Raw genomic sequence first — 22,412 nt, forward strand, 5'->3', positions numbered from 1 at the left:
GTTTTAATTGGATTTGGGATTTTAATAAAGCTATTTTCTTTTCAACCAGTCTTTTGGCACATTTACAATGCAGATATTCAAAGTTCTGTTATCCTCAGAAAGCATTGCCGACTGAATTTGAATTTTAGTTCCATCCCTGTTAAAAGTCGGGTGAACATGATCTGCTGCGGTTTGTTTATGTCCTGTCGTCAGCATTATCATTTCATTGGTTTTACGATCAATCAGATATAAACTTCTGGAGAAATCATCTCCAACAGCCCATCTTCCGTCAGCAGAACCGTGTACGTGCCATAATCCGCTGCCGCTTTTGGTCTGTCCGGCAATAATCATTTCGCGGGTTCTTAAATTTACAATCGCTAGACCCGTTGGTTTTTCTCGAGTTCCCGAATTTCCCCAATTGCTTTCTTGCCCTGGATTCTCGGGATTTCTGATTTCCGAACTTTCAGTAACTTCAACTGGAGTTTCTTTTTGAATATCAATTTTTCGGTGTCCCATAATGGCCATTGCCACCTCATCTTTAGAAATTACCGCTTCATGTGTTACCCATTCATAATCTGATTCAGGATACAATGGTCTTAGGCCCGTTCCATCTGCCATAACCGTCCAAGTGCGCTGAGGCGATTTACCGCCCGTTTCCCAGCAGAAAACAAGTTCTCCCGGATTCCAGATATTCGATTGAATATGCCCTACCTGAAACGGCACCGAAACTACATGTTTCAACTCTCCAGTTTTTATATTCATACTGCCAATACCTCCAGGGCCTGCTCCCATATTTCTAGGGCCATAGTTTTTTTCAATTTTAACATTCGGATCTAAATGTTTTGCAGCTTCTTCTCTCCCAATTCTAAAATACACACGATCTTCGTTGGCATCCAAAGCCATATCTCCTGATGCTCCCATTTCTGAAGGTGTTATCGCGCAAATACGTTCATATGCTTCAACAGCTTTCATTTTTCCAACTTGGCTATCCTTAAAAACGTTTTCCAGATTTACTTCTATAATCTGCATCGTATTTTCTTCGCCTTTGCGCATATAATACAATTTCATCGATTTTTGCGCCATACACAAAGTACCGCTGTAACCGCCTTCTGTAACCTGGACCATCACGCCTGATTTTTCATTTACCGCAACTGCATCGCCATTGGCTCTTTTGGTTCTAAAAATAAGCCACTCGCCGTCTGCTGTCCATTGTGGATGAGTCGGATAGGTTTTGGAATCACCTGCCGATTTCGTAGTTAAAAAAATCAAATCAACACCCGTAACAGGATCTTTAATTATCTTTTTCTCAGATGGAAAACGTCTTCCTATCTGACCAAAAAATGTCGCCGAAAAAAAAAGTAACAATATAATTGAGATTGATTTGAATTTCATCCGTTTGCTTTTGATTAACTTTCTACTAATTGAAACTATAGTTATGTCTTAAAAATCAGAACGATAAACTGTGAAACACATATCGCATAACCCTTAACCCATAACTCGAAACCTATTATCCTTTAATTTTCAACTGAATAGAACTGTCATTCATTTCAAATTGATTATTTTTTAAAAGTGTGATTATTTCAGCTCCAGCCAATAAAACCGGTCCGTAACCGTGGGCTGCAAATAAGTTTATAGGACGGTAATAGTAAAAAGCAGGGTCAAATGCCATTCCGGTTCCTACGCAGGTTCCTTCTACCTGACCCTTTTCATTTACTTTGGAAGCTACTGCATTCCAAGCCAATAAAACTGCAGGTGCATAAGCCAATTTATCCACATATCCTCGGTTGATTGCTCTTGCAATAGAATAGGTATAAATGGCAGTTGCCGAAGTTTCAAGATAAGAATCGTTTCGATCCAGCAATTGATGCCAAAAACCTGTTCCGTCTTGATATTGCATAAGCCCAGCGATATGTTTTTGAAGCTGCGCCAGAACCTGAGGATATCCCGGATGATTTTTTGGGAGCACTTCCAATAATTCTACCATAGTCATCACTGCCCAACCATTTGCTCTTGCCCAATGAAACTCGGGGTGTGTCTGCATTGACTCTACCCAGCCGTGCATATAAATTCCTTTTTGACTGTTGAACATTCTTTCTGAAAACTGGTTGACTTGTTTTACAGCATCATCAAAATATTTTTTATCTCCAGTGTAATTCCCCATTTGTGCTAAAGCCGGAACACTCATGAACATATCATCCAGCCAAAGTGTATTATTTTGCGGTCTGTTTCTCGCTAGTGTTCCATCTTTTAAACGATATTCTTTTTCGCTTATATATTTAATAAAGTTATTGATAACAGGATCAACATTGGCATTTAATCCTCCTTTTTTAGCTTTGATGAAAGCAGCACAAAGTGCTCCGGCATCGTCTAAAGCATGTGGTTTTAAAACAGTACGAATTGGTGAATCTTGTATATTTTCGCTTTTAAAATTTTCAGCAAGATCCGCTATTAATTTAATTCTCTTATTGGCATAATCTGCATATTCTTTTTTTCCTGTTGCTTCAGTCGCCAAAAGCATTCCGGCATAAGTAACACCCCATTCGTAACTTGTAAGCCTGAAAGAGCCTGGAGAAAAAACAAGTTTTCCTTTTGCTTTTTTGAAATCTTTTACTTCTGAATTATCACTTGCATTGAGAACTTTTGAAGCGGTATTTTCTTCAAGGAAATTATATACCCGATTTAAAACGGCCTCAATATTATTTTTTTCCGGAACAACATAAGGCGTTACATAATCCGGCTGCATGGCATGCAAAGGTGTGGTTACATCATTTGTCTGTGCATTCGCGGAAGCAAAAATTCCAAATGTGGCCAAAGCTATAATTTTTACTGGTGAATAGTTCATAGTTAGTATTTTTGGTTAATAAGATTCTATTTAGCACTGCAATAACAATTTTGGTTTCCCAAAGTGGTCTATTGTCATTGAAAGCGAAGAAGTTATAAAATTATTTTTTAATCTAAATGAAAAACTTCTTTTAACGAAATGGCAATCGGAGAATTATCGGGATTGGTATCCATTATATCCGCCATAAAAGCCCACCATTTTTTTACTAATGGATGGTTCGGCAGATGCTTTTCATCAAAATTGGGACTAATTTTTTGAACTGCAAATAAAATCAGTGTTTCTTCATCTAAAAAAATACTGTAATCCTGTATGCCGGTTTCAGACAATAAAGCCTGTAACTCTGGCCAGATTTCGTCATGTCTTTTTTTATATTCTGCTTCAAAACCCGGTTTTAATTTCATTTTGAAAGCATTCCGAATGGTACTTTTATTTTCCATTTTCTAATGTTTTAAATTGATTTGAACTGATTTGTCACGATTACAGCTGATTTCTCCGTTATGATATTCAAGTTCTGCAACCTGTATAGAGCTTCTTTTGGTTTCATAGTTGTCAACTCCTTTGTTTTCTGGAGTCCTCCCTGGATGAGTGAAATAAAAAACATACGCTTTTCCATCATTTACCACAACATCTGCATGTCCTCCAATTACTTTATCATCCTGACCAGTTCCGGGAAGCTGCAGTATATTTTTTTCCTGCCGATTCCAGTTTAGAAAATCTTCTGAGGAATACACATTCAGTCCTCTCCATGAATCAGAAATCATCCAGTTTTTCCCTTTCCAAACAAAAACTTTTGGGCCTTCGCCACGGTCTTTTATAATTTTTGTAACGCTGTCTTTCCAATTATACAAATCATTACTGTCTGCATAATAAATTGATTTTCCATCATTTTCATTATTGTAAAACATTCTCCAAGTTCCATTTGGCAATCTAAAAACTGAAGCATCAATACATCGGTCAGAAGCCAATTTTAGTTCCGATTCAAACTTCCAATCCATCAAATTGCTGCTGGTAAGATGAATTATCGAACGCGGATGATACCAGTCATTAAATATTCCTGGAACAATCGTTAAATACATATGGTATTTATTTTTGTATTCAATTACATCTGGAGCCCAGTACGTTATATCTTTAAGTTTATAATTGATGTTACAAGTGTCTTTATAGGTCCACTTTGCACCGTCTTTTGAAACTGCAATTCCTATTTTAGTTCCATGCACCCATGTTATTCCTTTGGCTGTAGCATCATTTGCTCTTCTGTTGGTATAAAACATAAACCACAGCTTTTCTTTTTTATTCCAGATAATCGTAGGATCGGCAGCACCGTCATAAACAGGATCACGATACAATGGCTTTGGAGCTGTATGTTTTTGATCTTCTTTATTTTCTTTTTGAGCTATCATTGTCAAAGTGAACAACACAGTTGCAAGATTTAGAAAAAGATTTTTTAGTTTATTTTTCATTTGGTTTTGTTATTTTTTGCTCAATTTTGTCATTCCGAGGAACGAGGAATCACACTCGGGATTCGATAAAGATTGGCGACATACTGTGTCGAGTTTCTAGTGTGATTTGCTCCGCCTATTCGCTATCGCTCGAGTCTCGTTCCTCGAAATGACAAACTAGACTTACTTTTAAACAAACTCTACAAACATTTAATTTTTAATATTTACCCAATCATCGGTCCTAAAAGGCGATGCTGGAAGATTTTCTGTATTAAATAAATTTGGATTCGGAACGGCTTTCCACGCAAAACGCACCGCTTCCGGATTTTTTACTTGTGTTGAAGAAACGATAATTGTTTTACCCTCAATTTTTGCATCGGCAGGATAAAAAACCTGGTCACTTCCTGCAATTTCAAATTCTTTTAAATCAGCTGTCTTTTTAAATCCGTTTTGTACTTCATCAAAAAACAATTGAATCTTCTTCTTTTTGATTTTCATATGATTATAAGCTGGTCCAGAATACACTAGATTCTTTTCGTTATACGTTTTAGATCTTGCCAGTAAAGCCAAACGATAACCAACGGTTTGTTTGTCTATAGGATGAATATTGTTTTCATCTCCGACATCTGTAGTCACAACCATTCCTGTATTTGGAACCGATTTTGAAACCAATAATTGTGCTTCTCTTATATCAGGATTCTGACCTTTGTGTGGCGTGATCTGAACAAAATAAAATGGAAAATCTCCCTGATTCCAATCGCTTCTCCAGTTTTTTATCATAGCTGGAAAAAGACTTCTGTACAAAAATGCTTTTTCGGCATTACTTTCTCCCTGATACCAGATTACCCCTTTTATAGTATAATTGATTAAAGGATGCAACATCGCATTGTACAAGACATAAGAAGTTTTATTCTCTTCCTTTTTCGGTTTTTTAAGCTCCGTTTTGGTTAAATCGTTATTGTTTGAAATTCTTTCGGCTTTTAAATCTGCGTAATATTTTTCCAGTTTCTCCTGAAATAATTTTTCGTTTTTGGCATCATTTTCTAATATTCCCAAAAAATCTGGATTTTCTTCCAAAACCTTTTGCGAAGTCCATGCTTCTGCTTTTGTTCCTCCCCATGAAGAAGAAATTAATCCTATTGGCACTTTCAAATTTTGGTACAAATCGCGTCCAAAAAAATAAGCCACGGCAGAAAATGTCTTGATTGACAGAGGCGAACATTCTTTCCAGTTTGCGCTGACATCATCTAAAGGCTTTTGAGAGGCTTTGGTCGGAATGGTAAATAATCTGATTGATGGAAAGTCGGCGCTTTGAATTTCTTCTTCATAATTTTTGACGCCGGTTTTCCAAGTGCCGTCTTCCTTTCCAACAGGAAAATACATATTTGATTGTCCGGAACAAACCCAGACTTCTCCAATCAGTATGTTTTTAAGAATGATTTTATTTGAAGCTTCAATTGTTATTTCATATGAATTTTCGCTTCCTTGAGGCGTTTCAACAACAGTTTTCCATGTTCCGTCAGTATTAGTTGTAATTTCTAATGCATTCTGCTGCCATCCTAACTTAAGATTTATTTTTTCATTTGGAGAAGCCCATCCCCATAAATTCACTTTTGAATTTTGCTGCAAAACCATATTATCCCCTACCAAAGCTGGTAGTTTTACTTGGGCTGTCAAAGTTAATCCCAGTCCAAAAAAAATAAATAATACAAAAATTTTTACCGAATAAATCATTAGTTATACAATTTTAATCCTAAAATTTTAAAGATATGACACTAAATCATTATTGGTATCCTGTAGTGCCCTGTTTATTGAATGCATCAAATAAATATTTCTGATTATCTTTAAAACATAAAGAACCGCCAGTTTTGAGGCGGTTCTATTATATTTAAAAACTTAAAAAAATTAATACCCCGGATTCTGCATTGCTTCTTTTTCTGCAGCACTTAAAGGCCTGCCACCTGCATAAACACCATCCAAAAAGGTCTGTGGAATCGGACGCAGATTATGATACTCCTGAATATTTGGAGATGCTTCGATATTATAAGCTTTAGCTCTAGCTATCAAAGTTTTAGTCCTACTAAGATCCTGCCAGCGGTGAAACTCGCCGCAAAGTTCTCTGGTTCTTTCATTTAACACTAAACACAGCATTCTGTCGTAATCTGATCCGTAACCTAATTTTGTAATCACCGCCATATCTTCAGCTGGCAGTGCAGCAATACTTGAAATCGTCAAACTGGTTGCATTTGTTGTAACGGCGATATTATTAGATTCATAATATGAATTTTCAGGAATATAAGAAATTGGAATTCCTGCCTGTCCTGTCGTCGTCCACGCTGCAGATCCATCTACATACGCAGCACGATTCTCGCCCGTTTTATAAGCCGCGCGGGTACGAACAGCGTTAATATAAGGCAAAGCATCTGCAAATGAAGCTCCTCCTGCTTTTGCTAAACGAATTTTTGCTTCGGCAGCCATAAGATACGTTTCTGCAGAACGTGCCAATATTATATCACGTGATCCCTTTATATTACTTAAATCGATTCTGTTTCCATCCATATATTTACTTAAAGAAGGAAATCTCACATCGGCCATTAAGCCGATCTTATCTGCTGCATAAGCTACATAAACGCTCGGAATTGTTTTTCCTGTTTTAGGATATATGATAGCATCAGTATTTTTAGTTTTAGCAAAGCGGGTATCAGAAGCATTGTTTACCACATACATAATTCCTAAATCTCCATTTTTATAAATAGCTCCAGAGGCATTATTTACAATACTTTTAGTTTGGAAGCTTTTCCAAAAACGGGAATCGTTTACATGATCAAAAACATCATATACAAAATAAGTAGGTGCCAGACGGCTAAACGGCCTTCCTCCTGCTAAATTACGTCTCATCTGCGGCAACTGATCGTAAGTAGAAAGAAAATACAAATGCTGCTGATTACCGCCTGTAGTCAGAGTGCTGTTATTAAACTGTGCCGATAGTATTAATTCTCCAAGCTTCTCATTTGCTCCATCTGCAATGGTATAATTCCATAAATTATCAAAATTTGGTGCCAGCGGATGATGAGAAATAACCTCATCTGACAAAGTAACTACTTGTTGTAAATCGGCTGTTTTAGTGGCAGAGTTCCAAGCATCATTAATTTCACTTGCACGAAACAAATAAGCTTTTGCTAAATAATGCGCCGCAGCATCTTTCGTAATTTTTGCAGGAGCTCCGGCATTTGAAAGTAAATTATAGGCTTGTGTAAAATCGGCAATTACCTGAGTTAAAACTTCCTGCGGTGTTGCTCTTGTAAATTCTAACTGAACCGTAGTACTTGTTTTAAGAACTAAAGGAACTGCTCCATACTGGTTTACTAATTTTAAATAATTAAAAGCTCTTAAAAAGTAGCCTTCTCCCAAGGCTGTTTTCTTGATAGCATCATTACTTGACACAATATCAGTAGCGGCTTCGATTAACTGATTAGCATTTCCAATTCCAATATACAAATTATCCCAATTAGTATTTGCTGCAACTGTATTGGCATTATTAACTGTCACAAAAGCTTTAAAACCTGATGAGTATGAATTCCAAATCCAGTTTGAAGGATCTCCTCCGGCATGAAACTCATCTGTTCCCGATTGTGAAACGGCAAGAGGCACTTCGCCCACAAATTCGGCAGCCAAAACCTGATAATTTGTTCCTATCGCTAAAGCCTGGATTCCCGCTTCGGTTTTATAATAATCTTTACTATATGCAGTAGTCAGTTCTTCGTCAAGAAAATCTTTGTTACATGAAGTGCTTAAAGCAGCAAGAGCAAGCAGCATCACAGTAATATATCTATTTTTATAATTTTTCATAATGTTGTCTTTTTGAATTATTTTAAAATTCGACATTCAGTCCTAAAGTCATCCCACGGTTTGAAGCTGTTGTCTGCGTATCCAAATCAGTCCACTTCACTTTAGTAAAAATCATCCCTAAATTATTAGCCTGGCAGTATAATCTTAGCTTTGCAAGACCTAATTTTTCTACAAATTCTTTATCAAAACGATACCCAAGAGAAATGTTTCTTATTTTCAAAAATGATCCATTTCTATATCCCAGAACAGGATAATAAGGATCTCCGGTTCCTGCAGAATAAATTGGTTTCTGATATTCTGCATCTGTATTATTATCTGTATAATAATCAATTTTTCTCTGGCTTCCTTTTGCACCTTCATTTTCTCCCAAAGTGTCATATAAATATCCCATACGACCATAAACAAAAATTGAAAAGTCTAAATTTTTATAAGTAAAAGTATTTGTCATACCTACAATGTATTTTGGATCTTTGGAACCAATAATTACACGGTCGTTATTCGCATCAATTTTATAATCACCATTCTGATCTACTGGTCGCGCATTACCAAAAGAGAAAATATTTGAACCTGCAGCGGCATTAAATTTTGCCATTTCATCGGCATCCTCGGGTCTCCATATTCCATTTGATTCAAAACCATAAATTACATTTTGAGAATTTCCAATAAACAAGTTGTTGTTGATATCATCAAATTTTCCATTTTGAAGCGATACGATTTTGTTTTGCTGATAAGAAGCACTGATATTAGTTGTCCATTCAAAATCTTTAAGCGCAACGTTTATCGTATTTAAAGTAAGCTCAACACCTTCTCCTTCAGTCTCTCCAACATTTCGATACGTATCTTTAACCCCAGTAGTTGTTGGCACACTGCTTTTTAGTAATAAATCAGTTGTTTTGCTTGTGAAATAATCCAAAGCTCCGGAAATTCTGTTACTAAACATGGAGAAATCTATACCGTAGTTGAACTGTGCAGTTTTTTCCCAGCCTAAATCAACATTTCCTAAGGAAGTATTATTGGTTACACCAGATCCAGTTGGATACACAATACCAATTAAAGGTGGTTGTGTTGCATATGCAGGAACAGCGGCGTTACCAGTAACTCCATACCCCACTCTAAGCTTTAATTGGTTAAGCCAGCTTACATTTTCAAGAAATTTTTCTCTATTAATTACCCAAGCCGCAGATGCACTAGGAAAAAAGGCCCATCTGTTGTCTGCTGCCAATTGTGATGCTCCATCATAACGCCCGGACGCGGTAAGCAAATATTTATCTGCATATCCATAACTTACCCTTCCCATATAAGACAATAATCCGGTATCTGTTAATCCTGAAGAATATCCGGCAAGTGTAACGTTTGCAGGATTCAAAGCATTCCATTTGTTTGCCGGATTTTTAATATCATTAGCAGACATTGAGCTATTTTCATTATGATATTCTGTCTGGCTCATTAACAACGTTCCTCCAATATTATGATTTCCGAAAGTTTTATTATAAAGAAGCAAATTATCCAGTGTATAAGAGATCGTTTTTTCATTTGCAAGCGAAGCAAAACTTGTTCCCGAACGAATAGCCGATTTACCATCTAAATAAACACCGTCGCGGTAAGAAGTAAGATCCGGACCAAAATTCATTCGGTATTTTAATCCGTCTAGTTTAGAAGAAATTGCTCCTAAGTCAAACTGCGCATATAAACTACCAAAAGCACGAAGTGTTACACGCTGGTCCTGAGACAATTTATATTCATCAACAGGAGTTCGAATAGTGGAATCTCCTCCAGGATTGTCAATTCGGTTTCCATTACTATCATAAGGAACCGCATAAGGAAGATTTGTTCGGGCTGTAGCATAAATTCCCGTCGAACTTGTAACAGCAGTTCTTCCTACATTAGACTGTCCGTATTCGTTTATACCATAACTGGTATTCAGACTTACTCCCATGGAAAACCATTTCGTTGGAGTAATATCTACATTTGCTGTACCACTGTATCGTACATAGCTTTGTCCAAACAGTGTTCCAGTATTATTTAGATATCCAAATGAACCGTAACCTTTCATTTTTTCAGTTCCACCACTCACTGCAATAGTATGTTGCTGCGTATTTCCTGTTCGGGTTACGAATTTGCTCCAGTCTGTTGTAGCAACTTTAGAACCGTCCCATGTTGTTGTAAGATTCCCATTGGCATCTCTCCATCCTTTTTCGACATTTGCCCACGCGGAAGGATCTGCAGAAGCCAGGAAAATCAATCGGTCATTTTCAATAGTTGGAGCATCTCCTTTTGGGAAGGCAGAAGGATTAGAATAATATCTACCCCAACGACGAAATTCAATATACTCAGCTGCAGACATCATTGGAGCGTTTTCATGAATTGTTTCCGTCATTAATGAAGTATCGTAATTCAAAGTAAATCTTCCGTTTTTACCTTTTTTAGTGGTTACGATAATAACTCCATTTGCACCACGAGAACCATAGATAGCCGTTGCTGAGGCATCTTTTAAAACATCAATAGTTTCAATATCTGTAGGATTTAAGAAATCTATACCTCCAGAATTGGCATCGACACTAATTTTACCTGTTGAGGAATCTGTAACCAGTCTTGAGTTTAAAGGAATACCATCTACTACATAAAGAGGTGCATTTGAAGCAGAAATAGAACGAGCTCCGCGAATTGTAATACTACCGACAGTTCCGGGACGTTCATTGGATGAAACATCAACACCTGCCGCTTTTCCCTGCATGGCCTGAACTGCATTTACAACTGGTCGCGATGCAATTTCTTCTGCATTTACACTTACAATTGATCCTGTAAGATCTTTTTTCTTTTTAACACCGTAACCTACTACGACTACCTCCTCCAGAGAATTGTCATCCTCTTTAAGTACAACATTGTAAACAGCTGCCTGTCCAACAGGGATTTCCTGTTTCTTAAAACCGATAAAACTGTAAATAAGAACGTCACCCGAAGCGGCATTAATGGAGTAACTTCCATCCAGATCGGTGCTTACCCCACTCTGACTTCCTTTAATGAGTACATTGACTCCGGGAATTGGTAATCCGGCGGCGTCTTTTACAGTACCTTTCACTACTTTGCTCTGCGCATAAATGCTTGTATGAAATAATACAAGCATGCCTATTAGCAGCACATTCAATTTGTTTTTCATAAAAGTAAAATTTGGTTAAATGATTAGTTACTCAAATTTATCCAGAAGTTAATATCGCTGTGTCCTGTGGTGTCCTGACTTACACACCTAATTTACAGTGTATTAAATACACTTATTAAGATTTTTTTAACCAATAAAATCTTCAAAAGCCTTAATTTTAAAAGGAAACATTAAAAAATCATTAAAATAAAACATACCAACCGAATCTATAAGATTATCGTAATTTTTTGAAAAAATTTTTACCAACAAATAAATTAACAGGTAAAATAACTAAGATTTTAATATTCTAAAGCTTCCTTTTAAAGCATTCGAAAATGCCCATTGGCTTTTCATGATACTACCTGCTTCTTAAGTTCATTAAAATCCAAAAAAAAATCGTCTCAAATGAGACGATTTCTTCTTCAAAACAAAACAAAAACGTACTAATATCCTGGATTCTGCCATGCTGCTTTTTGCGCACTAGACAAATTTGAACCATCATCATTTAACAATCCATCAATAAAAGATTGAGGAATTGGACGCAATTCATGTTTATTAACTGTAATATTTGGTGCAGCCTCAGCATTAAATGCTTTAGCACGTTTAATAAGCATTCCTGTACGAGAAAGAGTTTCCCAACGTTGCCATTCTCCTAAAAGCTCACGAGTTGACTCATTAAGAATAAAGTTTATAGCACGTTCTTTATCTGTTGAAGCTCCAACTTTAACCATAACCGCTTCATCTTCCGCAGGTAAATTATTAGGGAAAGAAGTTAATCTTAAATCAGACGCAGCCGTTGTAACCGCAAGTGTTGGATTAGACAAATAGTAAGTATTCATATCTAAATTTGATGCTGTAAAGGCTGTAGCTGAAGTTCCGGTATTTAAAGGATTTACTTTGAACGCCTGAGAACCATCATTATAATAAGATCTGTTTTCACCCGCTTTCCATTGTGCTCTAACTCTTACTACGTTGATATCCTGCATTGCATTTCCATACTGACCAAGACGAGCATAACATTCAGCACGCACTAAATAAGTTTCTGCAAGACGTGCCATAATTACATCACGATGTGAATCACCTCTTTCAGCTGTACGAGATCCGCACTCTGTTTTATTAATACCTGCAAAGAAGTTACAAATTGGCTGGTTTTTAAATGTAGGTGCTACATAAACTCCATTTTGATATAATACCGAAGAGTTAGGTACAAATTGTCCTTTTTTAACTGCCAAAGTTCCCGAAGTTGCAGTTTGTCTCGCTCCAGTATTCCACTCTGGAAGACGACCATTGACGTCTGTCCAAGTTGGTGCCTGTACGCTACAGCCAAATTTAGCATTGTTATAGGTATTGTCATTTTTAGTATTCAAGATCATTACAATACCTGGATCTCCAACTTTGACCCCTGATGGATTAGGAGCAACTACAGTATTAGCACCATAAACAGTTCTGAATGTTTTCCACATACGTGCATCATTTACGTGATCAAAAATTCCATAAGTATATTCAGTTGGACGGCAACGCTGAAAATCCATGCTTCCTATCCAAACACCACGTCGTACCCATCCTCCAGAAAAACTTGAAAACTGAGGGGCAAAATAACTGTAAGTACGGTTTCCAAAACGACCAACTGTAGCCGCATCTGCATTATGACCTGCAGCCATCAAGATTTCACTTAATTGCTCATTCGGACAGTCAATTCCAGTCCAGTTGGCATATAAGTCACTATAATTAGGCGTCAATGGTCCACGTGCTGTAATGGCATACGAACAAGCATCTATTGCTTCTTTTAGATCAGTATCTTTATAAGCAGCATTCCAGGCGTCATTACGCTCAGATGAACGGAACAATAATGCTTTTGCTAAGAAATGCGCAGCAGTTGCTTTTGTCCATGTAATCCCTTTTCCATAAGTAAAAACTTCACCTTCAAAAAGAGTGTAAGCATTACGGAAATCAGATATTACCTGTTCCCAGCATTTTTCCTCTGTAGCACGCTCATAGTTTCGAACAACTCCTTCAATAGGTTTTGTCTGCAACACAACACCTCCGTATTGCGCAACAAGTCTGTAATAGTTATATCCTCTTAAAAAATAAGCATGCGCTAAGCAGCGATTTCTGATTTTTAAATCTGAGATTACGGTTTCTGCTTTAGCAATGATTGTATTACAAGATGCAATACCATAGTACATTTCATCCCAAAGTGCATTTGGATTCGTCGCATTCCCATTAGCTGCTCCTGTAGAAGTTGATGCCCCTACTGGTCCAAATCTATTGTCATACGTATTCCACATTTCGTTGGTAAGATCATTTGCATTGGTAAACTCGTCTGTACCATACAATGTATTTCCATAAGACCATTCAAAACCAAAATGCCAGCGGATATTACCATAAAGTGACACTGTCAATGCTTGAAGACCTTCGGGTGTATCAAAATAAGCTGTTGAATAAGCATTTGTTTGTTCTTCGTCTAGAAAGTCTTCTGAACACGAAGCAAAAAACACCCCTGTCATTAATAAAAGACCGATTCCTATATTTTTTAAATTATTCATTTTTTCACATTTAATGTTATACTTCAATTCGCCACAATTCATTAAAACCCAACTTCAACGCCCATAACAAAACTGCGATTGAAATACGTTCTATTAGTGTCAAAATCATACCAATCCAGTGACTGGTAAATACTTCCCGGATTAACTGCCTGAACATAAAACTTCATGTTTGCCAGCCCAATTTTATTTGCAAAATCTTTAGATAAATTATACCCCAAAGAAATATTACGAATTTTTACAAATGCCGCCTTTTGGAAACCAAGAAGTCCAGAAAAAGCATCTGCAGAACCTGAAGTTGCCTGGCCTAAAATTGGTTTTTGAAATTCAGCATTTGGATTATCCGGAGTCCAGTAATCTGTTTCACGCTGATTAGCATGAGCGGTTAAAGCTTCACCTCCTAAAGAAGCCGTATACCCCATACGTCCATAAAGATTTATTCCTAAATCAAATCCTTTATAAGTAAAGTTGTTATTCCATCCCATTGTCCAGTTAGGATTACTGTTGCCTACAACTACACGATCAGTACCATCCATTTTATAATCACCATTCTGATCCTTAGGTCTTACATTTCCTGGTGTAAATTTGTAACCATTAGCATTCCATTTCGCCATCTCCGCAAGATCTTCCGGAGTATTCTGCCAGATTCCTTGATTATCATATCCATAACGAACAGCAATAGACTGACCAATGAACCATGAGTTACTTACCATATCTTGCGCACCATTTGCCAAACTAACGATTTGATCTTTTTGCCATGCACCGTTTAAATTAGTTTCCCATGTAAATCCACTTGCAGTTTGCACTGGAATAAGATTTAAAGTTACCTCAACCCCATGATTTTTGGTTTGTCCAATATTGGAAACAATGTATGGATAACCTGATACCGGTGGAATATCAACTTGTAACAATAAATCTTTAGTATCTGATTTATAAACATCAACAGTACCACTAATTCTGTTTTTTAAGAAACTAAAATCAAGACCAAGATTGTATTGTGTCGTTTTTTCCCAACCTAGGTTTTTATTAGGCATTCCCGTTTGAGTAGAGGTATAATAAGGTTCATTTGTAGTAAAACCGATTACATTGCTCATACCGTTAAAAGGAAGAAATATTTGACTGATATTTCCTAATGTTCCGTAAGGATCAACAGAAGAGTTCCCAGAAGTACCAACACCTAAACGAAGTTTTAGATTATCAACCCACTGAACATCTTTCAAGAATTTTTCATTGTTGATACGCCATGCTAGCGCCGCAGAAGGAAAAAAGTCCCATTTATGTCCTTCAGATAACTGCGTAACCCCATCCCAACGTCCTGAAACTGTCAATAGGTAGCGATTATCGTAACCATAATTCGTACGAATCATATAAGAACTAATAGCACGTTCCGTAAGACCTGAACTCATACGAGCATTATTAGCAGCATTTGTAGCATCTACTGATCCCATTGCATTCCATAAAAATGAAGGTTTAGGAATATTATTAGCACTCATTGAAGAGTTTTCTATATTCCAAGATGATGCTGTTTGTAATAATGTTAGACCTACTTTATGTTTCACAGCAAATGTGCGATCATAATTAATAATATTATCCACAGTCCATGATAAATCTCGACGGTTTTGAAGGCGTGCATAATTAACCCCTGCACTACCATTTGAATTTACTTTTAATGATGATGTTCCATCAATATAAGCTCCTTCTCTCCAGTGACGGTAATCTGGTCCGAAGTTTAATTTATAAGTAAGTCCTTCTAACGATTTTGTCATTTTACCGAAGTCTAAACTAGCAGAAAAATTAGCCAAAATACGCATGGTCTGAGATTGCTGTGTACTTTTATTCCACTCATCCATCACAGTATAAACTCCTGATTCACCCCCTGGATTAATAATCAAATTACCATTTGCATTATAAGGAACAGCGATATTATAAATTTGTTTCGCTGCACCATAAATAGCATCTGGAGCAGTACCGCTTCTTGCGCTTAAAGTTGACATACCATAATCTTGCTCACTCCATGAAACATTGAATGAAGCATTCATTTTAAACCAGTCTACCGGAGTAATATTTGAAGTCAGTTTTGCAGTATAACGTTTGTACCACTGCCCTTTTTGAGTACCTTGATTATCCAGATAACCAACAGAACCATAAGTATTTACTTTTTCAGAACCACCACTTGCACTAATAACATGCTCTGTGCTAACTCCTCCTTGAGTTACATAATCTGTCCAATCTGTATTGGTTACCTTTGAAGCATCCCAAGAACCGCTTGCCCATCCTTTTAGCACATTATCTCTAGAGGTCTGGCCATCTAATGCACTATCAAAAATTAGTTTATCATTATCATAAGTAGGGGTTGCTGGATTAGCATATTTAGTTGGATCAAGATTGTACGCAGCCCAACGTCTGAAAGTAATAAAGTCAGACGCACTCATAGATGGCGATCTATCAACAATTTCAGAAGTAGTTACTGTACCAGCATAGTTTAAAGTAAATCTTCCCGCTTTTCCTTGTTTAGTGGTTACAATAATAACTCCGTTTGCGCCACGAGATCCATAAATAGCAGTTGCTGAAGCGTCTTTAAGAATATCCATCGATTCGATATCCCTCGGGTTTAAAGTTTCAATGGCAGAGGCAGACATTAATGGCACACCATCCACAACATACAAAGGATCGTTACTCGCTGTTAAAGATCGGGTACCACGAATACGAACGGTACCAAGACTACCCGGACGCTCATTTGTTGTGATATCAACCCCGGCAATTTTACCCTGTAAAGCTTCAGTCGCATTTGAAACAGGTCGATTCATTAACTGCTCAGCATTTATAGTCGAAACTGCTCCTGTGACATCAGATTTCTTCACAGTTCCATACCCAACAACAACAATTTCATTAAGTTGAGCTATTTCATCGTTAAGCACTACATTAATTTCCGAATTAGTTCCAACAGTCTGTTCAACGGTTTTAGAACCTGTAGAAGAAAAGACTAAAACCTGCCCGGCAGAAGCACTTATTGAATACTTTCCGTCAAAATCAGTGCTTGTTCCCTGCTTTGTTCCTTTGATAATAACGTTGGCTCCCGGAATAGGCAGCCCAGATACGTCGGTAATTGTACCTTTGACCGTTTTGTTCTGTGCGTAACCCAATGTATGCATAAATACACACATACAGAAGACCGCAAATAGACTCCATTTGTTTTTCATAAAAAGTTAAATTTGGTTAGTTAATCAGTTATTCCAAATTTATCCAGAAGCATTTTGCACCGTATCCTGTTGTATCCTGACTTATATACCTAATTTACAGTGTATAAAATACACTTATTAAGTTTTTTTTAACCAATAAAATCTTTGCAAGCCCTGATTTCAAAAGGAAAAAACCAAAAAAACATTTAGAAAAAACAAATCAATATAATAATTAAGATTCTCGTAATTTTTTATATTTTTTTTTACATACTAAGAAAATAATACTCAAAATAAGTGCGATTTCAACATTTAAAAATCTATTTCCACAACATTTAAAATTATTTTTTTCAAAAATACTATCCTGTTTTAATCATATCAAAACAAAAAAATCGCCTCAAATGAGACGATTTCCTCTTCAAAAACAAAAAATAATGCTTGGGGCAAAATTTATTAATCGTAACCAAGATTCTGATCGTACAATCCAGGAACTGCCAGTATTTCTGATAACGGAATTGGATATAACAATGAATTATTATCAATAGTCCTGATTTTATTCTCAGTATCTTCCGCAGCTTTCCAGGCATTCATAATTGTCACAGCTTTGCCTGATCTTATTAAGTCAAACCATCTTGTTCCCTCTGCAAAAAACTCCTTTCTTCTTTCTTCAAATAATTGATCCAAAGTAATATTAGAAGCATTTGCAGCAATACCTGCTCTGGTTCTTACTTTATTTACAATATCATCAACTTCTGCCTGCGAACCTCCGCCACCATGCAGTGTACATTCAGCCATTAACATTAACACATCTGTATAACGTGTAATCATAAAATCGACTCCCCAGTCCTCACGACCGTTTCCGTATCTTGTCGCATCAATATATTTTTTAAAAACCGGAAGTGTATAACTGCCTTTGTATGTTCCGGAAGCCACCGTATAACTTGTTGCAATTCCGAATATTTTTCTTTTATCCGTTGCGGCAAACAGGCTCATAAATCCGTTTGAAATAGGTCGAGATTCTAAAGCTCCTTGTGCCGACAAGTTTAAAGAAGCAAAATAAGGCTCATAACCTAATTCTACCATAAAATTACCTCCTACCGGAGTTGAAATATTCTGCGTATACGGAATTACAAGTACATTTTCTTTATTAGCGTTCCCTTCTGTTTTAAAAATCGGATCGTAGTCTGCTCCAAATGCATACAAACCACTTAACTTAATATCATTTAATTCTTTATATGCCTTATCCCATTCATTTAATCCTAATGTTGCACCATCAATTCCGTAAGTAGGACTTGAACGTGTCATATACACCAATCCTAATAATGCCTTTGCACCATATTTTGTAACACGGCCAAAATTTGCAGTGTCATAGGATGGAGGAAGATCAGTGATAGCCAATTCTAAATCTGAAATAATTAGTTTATAAACATCTAAAACAGCTGTTCTTGGTATTTTTGCTGCTTCTTGTGCTGTTAATGTTTTATCTATTAACGGTACTCGGCCAAACCATCTTACTAAATCAAAATAACAAAATGCTCTCAAAAAATGAGCTTCTGCAGCCATTGCAGTTTTATCAGCAGGATTTGTAAAAATCGCATCTCCTTTTTCTGCTATTTTTTCAAGTAACTGATTGGCTTTATAAATCGCATTGTAATTCGTTAAATAAGCTTCCTTCACATAAGTATTAGAACTTATAGAAGTATAAAAACTGTTGATTCCTTCCCAATCTCTTGATGCCTGTGTTGTAGCCATCAAATTATCCGATCTTGTTTCGCTTAAATTCATTAATCGGTTAGCGTAACCATAAACAGATGTTCCATGAAAAGCTATCGAATATGTTGCATTTCTAGCTTGTACAAAATCGCCCGGAGTCGCATAAAAGTTTTCGATTGTTCCCTGTGACAAAGGCAACTGTGTCAATTCATCTGTACAAGATGACTGTGCAAATAATAAAACACCTGCTGCTATGATGATATATTTTTTCATTTTCTTTTAATTAAAATTAATATTAAGCCCAATTACTAAAGATTTTGCCAAAGGTGCTCCACCATAATCAACAGGAACAGAGAAATCACTATTTGAACTTGCCGAAGTATTCACTGCTTCCGGATTAAAACCTACTTTGTATTTATTCCAGTAAAACCAGTTTTCTCCTGTTACATATAATCTGGCGTTATCAATTCTTGAAATTCCTTTAAGCGCTTGTCTTAAGTTATAACCAATCGAAATACTTCTAATACTCACATAATCCGACTTATACAACCAGTCTGAGTTAGCCTGATAACCAAAAGATGTTCTCCAGTTTCCTCTAACGGCTGGATCCACGTTTAATGAATTTTCTACAGATCCCATTCCGGTACGGTCAATAGCACGTCCTGTTAAGCCGTAAACTGTTCCTCCGTTTTGCCCTTGAACCAAAACATTTAAATCTATATCTTTATATTTAAAAGTATTGGTAATTCCCCACGTGTATTTTGGAGTTGGATTTCCTAAATCAACACGGTCTTCTGAATTGATTTTTTTATCTCCGTTCTGATCCACATATCTTGGATCTCCCAGTACTAATTTATTTCCTCCAATTGTAGTTCCACCTGCATCAATATCTGCCTGAGTCACTACTCCGTTCTGTTTCAATCCAAAAATTGTATACATTGGCTTTCCTACTTCCAGTTTTACAAACGGAACTCCTCCGTCATACGCATTACTGATTTCAATTTTAGACTGACCAGGACCTAATGCTAAAACTTTATTTTCATTGTGACTTATGTTTGCAGAAGTTCTCCATTCAAAACTTGGTGTTTTAACATTTAAAGAGTTCAACTCAAATTCCCATCCCTGATTCTGCACTTCTCCAATGTTAGTTAAATACGTCTGAAAACCAGAATCTCCCGGGACCGGAACTCTTAAAAGCAATTCGCTATTATTTTTCCTGTATAATTCGAATGTTCCGGTAAGTCTGTTTTTAATAAATCCGAAATCCAAACCAATATCAATACTTTTTGATTCTTCCCAATGCAATGAAGGGTTTGGTATAGAAACGGCTCCCTGACCAATTGCGACTGCGCCTCCAATGGTGTAATTGTAAGTACCCAGAGTTGCATATTGCGCATAACTACCAATGTTATTACTTCCATTTATACCAGTGCTTGCTCTAAGTTTTAATTCGGTCAACCAGTCAACATTCTCAAGAAAAGCTTCTTGTTTCACTCTCCATCCTAACGAAAGAGAAGAAAAAGTTCCCCATCTTCTGTCGGTACCAAATTTTGAAGATCCATCACGTCTGATACTAGCAGAAAAAATGTATTTTTCTTTGAAATTATACTGAAGACGTGAAAAATAAGAAAGTAATGTATTTTTCTCGGCAGTAGTAGAACCGATGGATCCCGCAGGAAGCGTTTCTATACTTGAACTGTTATAAAGCGCTCCGGATGACATGGTAGATTTTGTAATTTCATAAGAATTAAAAGACTCTCCTAAAAGCACATTAAAACTGTGTTTTCCAAAAGTCCTATCATAAGTAAGCGTATTTTCATTTACGATATTTTGTCTTCTATAGGTATTATATGCTCCTCTGATACTTGCAATAACATCATTTGGCGTGTAACTTTCATTTACATTGTCTGAGTTATCAAAATTAATAGTACTCTTTAAAGTAAAACTTTTTGCAAACTGATAACTAGCATATCCTGAAATTAGATTTCTGTACATGGAATTTCTTCCTGTTCTTGCTAAAGCGTTAAGCATATTTGTTGTACTAGAACCCCATGCATAACGAGTTGTATATTTTTCTCCTGCAGCGTTTGAAGCACTTTCAAAAACTGGAGTTGCAGTAAGAGCTTTAAACAAAGTATTATCTTTTCCTTCAACCCCCGGATCATTTTTAATGGAATATGAAGGCGCCAAATTGATTCCCATTTTAAAGTTTTCAGACAACTTAACATCTACATTTGCTCTTGCAGAAAAAAGAGAATAATCTGTTCCAATGATGTATCCAGTATTTTTTTGATAATTGGCAGAAACATAATAATTTACAGCATCTGTAGCTCCAGAAGCCGTTAATTGATAATTACTGAATTCTCCAGTACGGAAAACTTTATCCTGCCAGTCAATATAGTCCAATCCCGGATGTCCCGGCATATCCCATCTGTCATCATACAAGTATGTAAAATATCTTGAATTTGATGTAGTAAGTGGAGTCGCAGGGTTTACCGCATTGTAAGCTGCTATTCTTTGTGCTGTAGTCTGACTTGCAGATGCTCCGGCAATTCCGGAACCTACCCATTGTGAATCGATCATTGTTTTTGCACGTTTAATCCATCCTTCTGCAGAGAGCATATCCACTCTGTTTGCTTCTTTATTAACTCCTCCGTAAGTATTAAAAGTAAATTTTGGTTTTCCTCTTTTACCTTTTTTTGTGGTAATAATCACTACCCCATTCGAAGCTCTGGAACCATAAATCGCAGCTGCCGAAGCGTCTTTTAAAACTTCAATCGAAGCTACATCATTTGGGTTCATGTTGTCAAGCGGACTTCCGTTAGAAAAGCCTCCATTGCTGTTTGAACCCTCAGTATAAATTGGGAAGCCGTCAATAACATACAAAGGTTCATTTCCTGCGGTAATAGAACCAGCTCCTCTGATTTCTATACTAAAAGGCTGTCCCGGAAGACCTGTAGTCTGCTTTACACGAACTCCAGCTACCTGACCGATTAATCCTTGGTCAATTCTTGAAATTGGACGTTCTGTAAAAGTTTCTGTTTTAATTCCTGAAATTGCTCCAGAGGTTAGTTTCTTCTTTTGAGTACCGTAACCAATTACCACAACTTCATTTAAGTTTGCGCTCTCAGCTTCAAGCGATACATTGTAACTCGCATTAGCCCCAAGTTTTACTTCTTGTTTAACAAATCCCACAAACGAAAAAACCAATGTTTCTCCGGGTGCGGCCGAAATAGAATATTTACCGTCGAAATCTGTACTGGTCGACCTGCTGGTTCCCTTTACAATTACATTAACACCTGGTATTGATAATTTGGCTGGATCTGTCACGGTTCCTGTAACCGTTTTTCCTTGCGCATAGCCTGATGAATACGCAAACAAAAATAAGATCATAATCAGTAAGAGATTAAGATTGTTCTTCATAGAGGTTTAATTTGGTTAATTAATATTTAGCTAGTAATCCAAATGTATCTAGAAGCAATCCTCGTGGTATCCTGTGGTATCCTGTTAGAATTCAATAAATTACAATACAAACACAATTTTATTATGCCTTTTTTAACGAGATAAATAGTGTCAACATATTGATTTTCAAATAAAAAAATCCTCCTAAAAACAAAATTTTCACATTGAAAATTTATTTCAAAAATTTTTAAACTATTATCTGTTTAGTGGTTTTAAAAAAGAGTATTATTCAAAAACAAACAGCAATAATTGTAAATAATACATTTATTAAAT

At 36.5% G+C, this 22,412-nt stretch carries 11 protein-coding genes; all 11 read right to left on the minus strand.

Going from position 1 to position 22,412, the window contains the following annotated elements; genetic code table 11:
* Nucleotides 1–30 precede the first annotated feature (30 nt).
* A complete protein-coding gene (locus HYN56_RS19655) occupies nucleotides 31–1,371 on the minus strand; it encodes a hypothetical protein (RefSeq protein ID WP_109193738.1) in 1,341 nt (446 codons plus the stop codon).
* A gap of 115 nt (nucleotides 1,372–1,486) precedes the next feature.
* The gene (locus tag HYN56_RS19660) at nucleotides 1,487–2,821 is read right to left on the minus strand and encodes a glycoside hydrolase family 88/105 protein (protein WP_109193739.1); all 1,335 of its coding nucleotides are present in this window, start codon (nucleotides 2,819–2,821) and stop codon (nucleotides 1,487–1,489) included.
* Between the two features lie 107 nt (nucleotides 2,822–2,928).
* A complete protein-coding gene (gene rhaM, locus HYN56_RS19665; protein ID WP_109193740.1) occupies nucleotides 2,929–3,258 on the minus strand; it encodes an L-rhamnose mutarotase in 330 nt (109 codons plus the stop codon).
* Nucleotides 3,259–3,261: 3 nt separating this feature from the next.
* Nucleotides 3,262–4,281: a family 43 glycosylhydrolase gene (locus HYN56_RS19670; RefSeq protein WP_109193741.1), complete on the minus strand. Its 1,020-nt coding sequence runs from the start codon at nucleotides 4,279–4,281 to the stop codon at nucleotides 3,262–3,264.
* Nucleotides 4,282–4,470: 189 nt separating this feature from the next.
* Nucleotides 4,471–5,994: a sialate O-acetylesterase gene (locus tag HYN56_RS19675; protein WP_109193742.1), complete on the minus strand. Its 1,524-nt coding sequence runs from the start codon at nucleotides 5,992–5,994 to the stop codon at nucleotides 4,471–4,473.
* A 171-nt stretch (nucleotides 5,995–6,165) separates the two neighbouring features.
* Nucleotides 6,166–8,109, minus strand: a complete 1,944-nt coding sequence (locus HYN56_RS19680) for a RagB/SusD family nutrient uptake outer membrane protein (RefSeq protein WP_109194875.1) — start codon at nucleotides 8,107–8,109, stop codon at nucleotides 6,166–6,168.
* A gap of 22 nt (nucleotides 8,110–8,131) precedes the next feature.
* Nucleotides 8,132–11,266: a SusC/RagA family TonB-linked outer membrane protein gene (locus HYN56_RS19685; RefSeq protein ID WP_109193743.1), complete on the minus strand. Its 3,135-nt coding sequence runs from the start codon at nucleotides 11,264–11,266 to the stop codon at nucleotides 8,132–8,134.
* A gap of 422 nt (nucleotides 11,267–11,688) precedes the next feature.
* The gene (locus HYN56_RS19690; RefSeq protein ID WP_109194876.1) at nucleotides 11,689–13,791 is read right to left on the minus strand and encodes a RagB/SusD family nutrient uptake outer membrane protein; all 2,103 of its coding nucleotides are present in this window, start codon (nucleotides 13,789–13,791) and stop codon (nucleotides 11,689–11,691) included.
* A 41-nt stretch (nucleotides 13,792–13,832) separates the two neighbouring features.
* On the minus strand, nucleotides 13,833–16,988 hold the full coding sequence (locus tag HYN56_RS19695) for a SusC/RagA family TonB-linked outer membrane protein (RefSeq protein ID WP_109193744.1): 3,156 nt from the start codon (nucleotides 16,986–16,988) through the stop codon (nucleotides 13,833–13,835).
* A 429-nt stretch (nucleotides 16,989–17,417) separates the two neighbouring features.
* Entirely contained in the window at nucleotides 17,418–18,950 is a 1,533-nt protein-coding gene (locus tag HYN56_RS19700; protein ID WP_109193745.1) for a RagB/SusD family nutrient uptake outer membrane protein, read from the minus strand.
* A 6-nt stretch (nucleotides 18,951–18,956) separates the two neighbouring features.
* A complete protein-coding gene (locus HYN56_RS19705) occupies nucleotides 18,957–22,100 on the minus strand; it encodes a SusC/RagA family TonB-linked outer membrane protein (RefSeq protein WP_109193746.1) in 3,144 nt (1,047 codons plus the stop codon).
* Nucleotides 22,101–22,412 lie beyond the last annotated feature (312 nt).

Origin of the sequence: Flavobacterium crocinum (genome assembly GCF_003122385.1) — a bacterium.
In the GTDB taxonomy this organism is placed as follows: Bacteria; Bacteroidota; Bacteroidia; order Flavobacteriales; family Flavobacteriaceae; genus Flavobacterium; species Flavobacterium crocinum.

Coding starts and splice junctions, on each gene's coding strand:
- HYN56_RS19655 (WP_109193738.1), bottom strand. CDS start 1,371: ATGAAATTCAAATCAATCTCAATTATATTGTTACTTTTTTTTTCGGCG.
- HYN56_RS19660 (WP_109193739.1), bottom strand. CDS start 2,821: ATGAACTATTCACCAGTAAAAATTATAGCTTTGGCCACATTTGGAATT.
- rhaM (WP_109193740.1), bottom strand. CDS start 3,258: ATGGAAAATAAAAGTACCATTCGGAATGCTTTCAAAATGAAATTAAAA.
- HYN56_RS19670 (WP_109193741.1), bottom strand. CDS start 4,281: ATGAAAAATAAACTAAAAAATCTTTTTCTAAATCTTGCAACTGTGTTG.
- HYN56_RS19675 (WP_109193742.1), bottom strand. CDS start 5,994: ATGATTTATTCGGTAAAAATTTTTGTATTATTTATTTTTTTTGGACTG.
- HYN56_RS19680 (WP_109194875.1), bottom strand. CDS start 8,109: ATGAAAAATTATAAAAATAGATATATTACTGTGATGCTGCTTGCTCTT.
- HYN56_RS19685 (WP_109193743.1), bottom strand. CDS start 11,266: ATGAAAAACAAATTGAATGTGCTGCTAATAGGCATGCTTGTATTATTT.
- HYN56_RS19690 (WP_109194876.1), bottom strand. CDS start 13,791: ATGAATAATTTAAAAAATATAGGAATCGGTCTTTTATTAATGACAGGG.
- HYN56_RS19695 (WP_109193744.1), bottom strand. CDS start 16,988: ATGAAAAACAAATGGAGTCTATTTGCGGTCTTCTGTATGTGTGTATTT.
- HYN56_RS19700 (WP_109193745.1), bottom strand. CDS start 18,950: ATGAAAAAATATATCATCATAGCAGCAGGTGTTTTATTATTTGCACAG.
- HYN56_RS19705 (WP_109193746.1), bottom strand. CDS start 22,100: ATGAAGAACAATCTTAATCTCTTACTGATTATGATCTTATTTTTGTTT.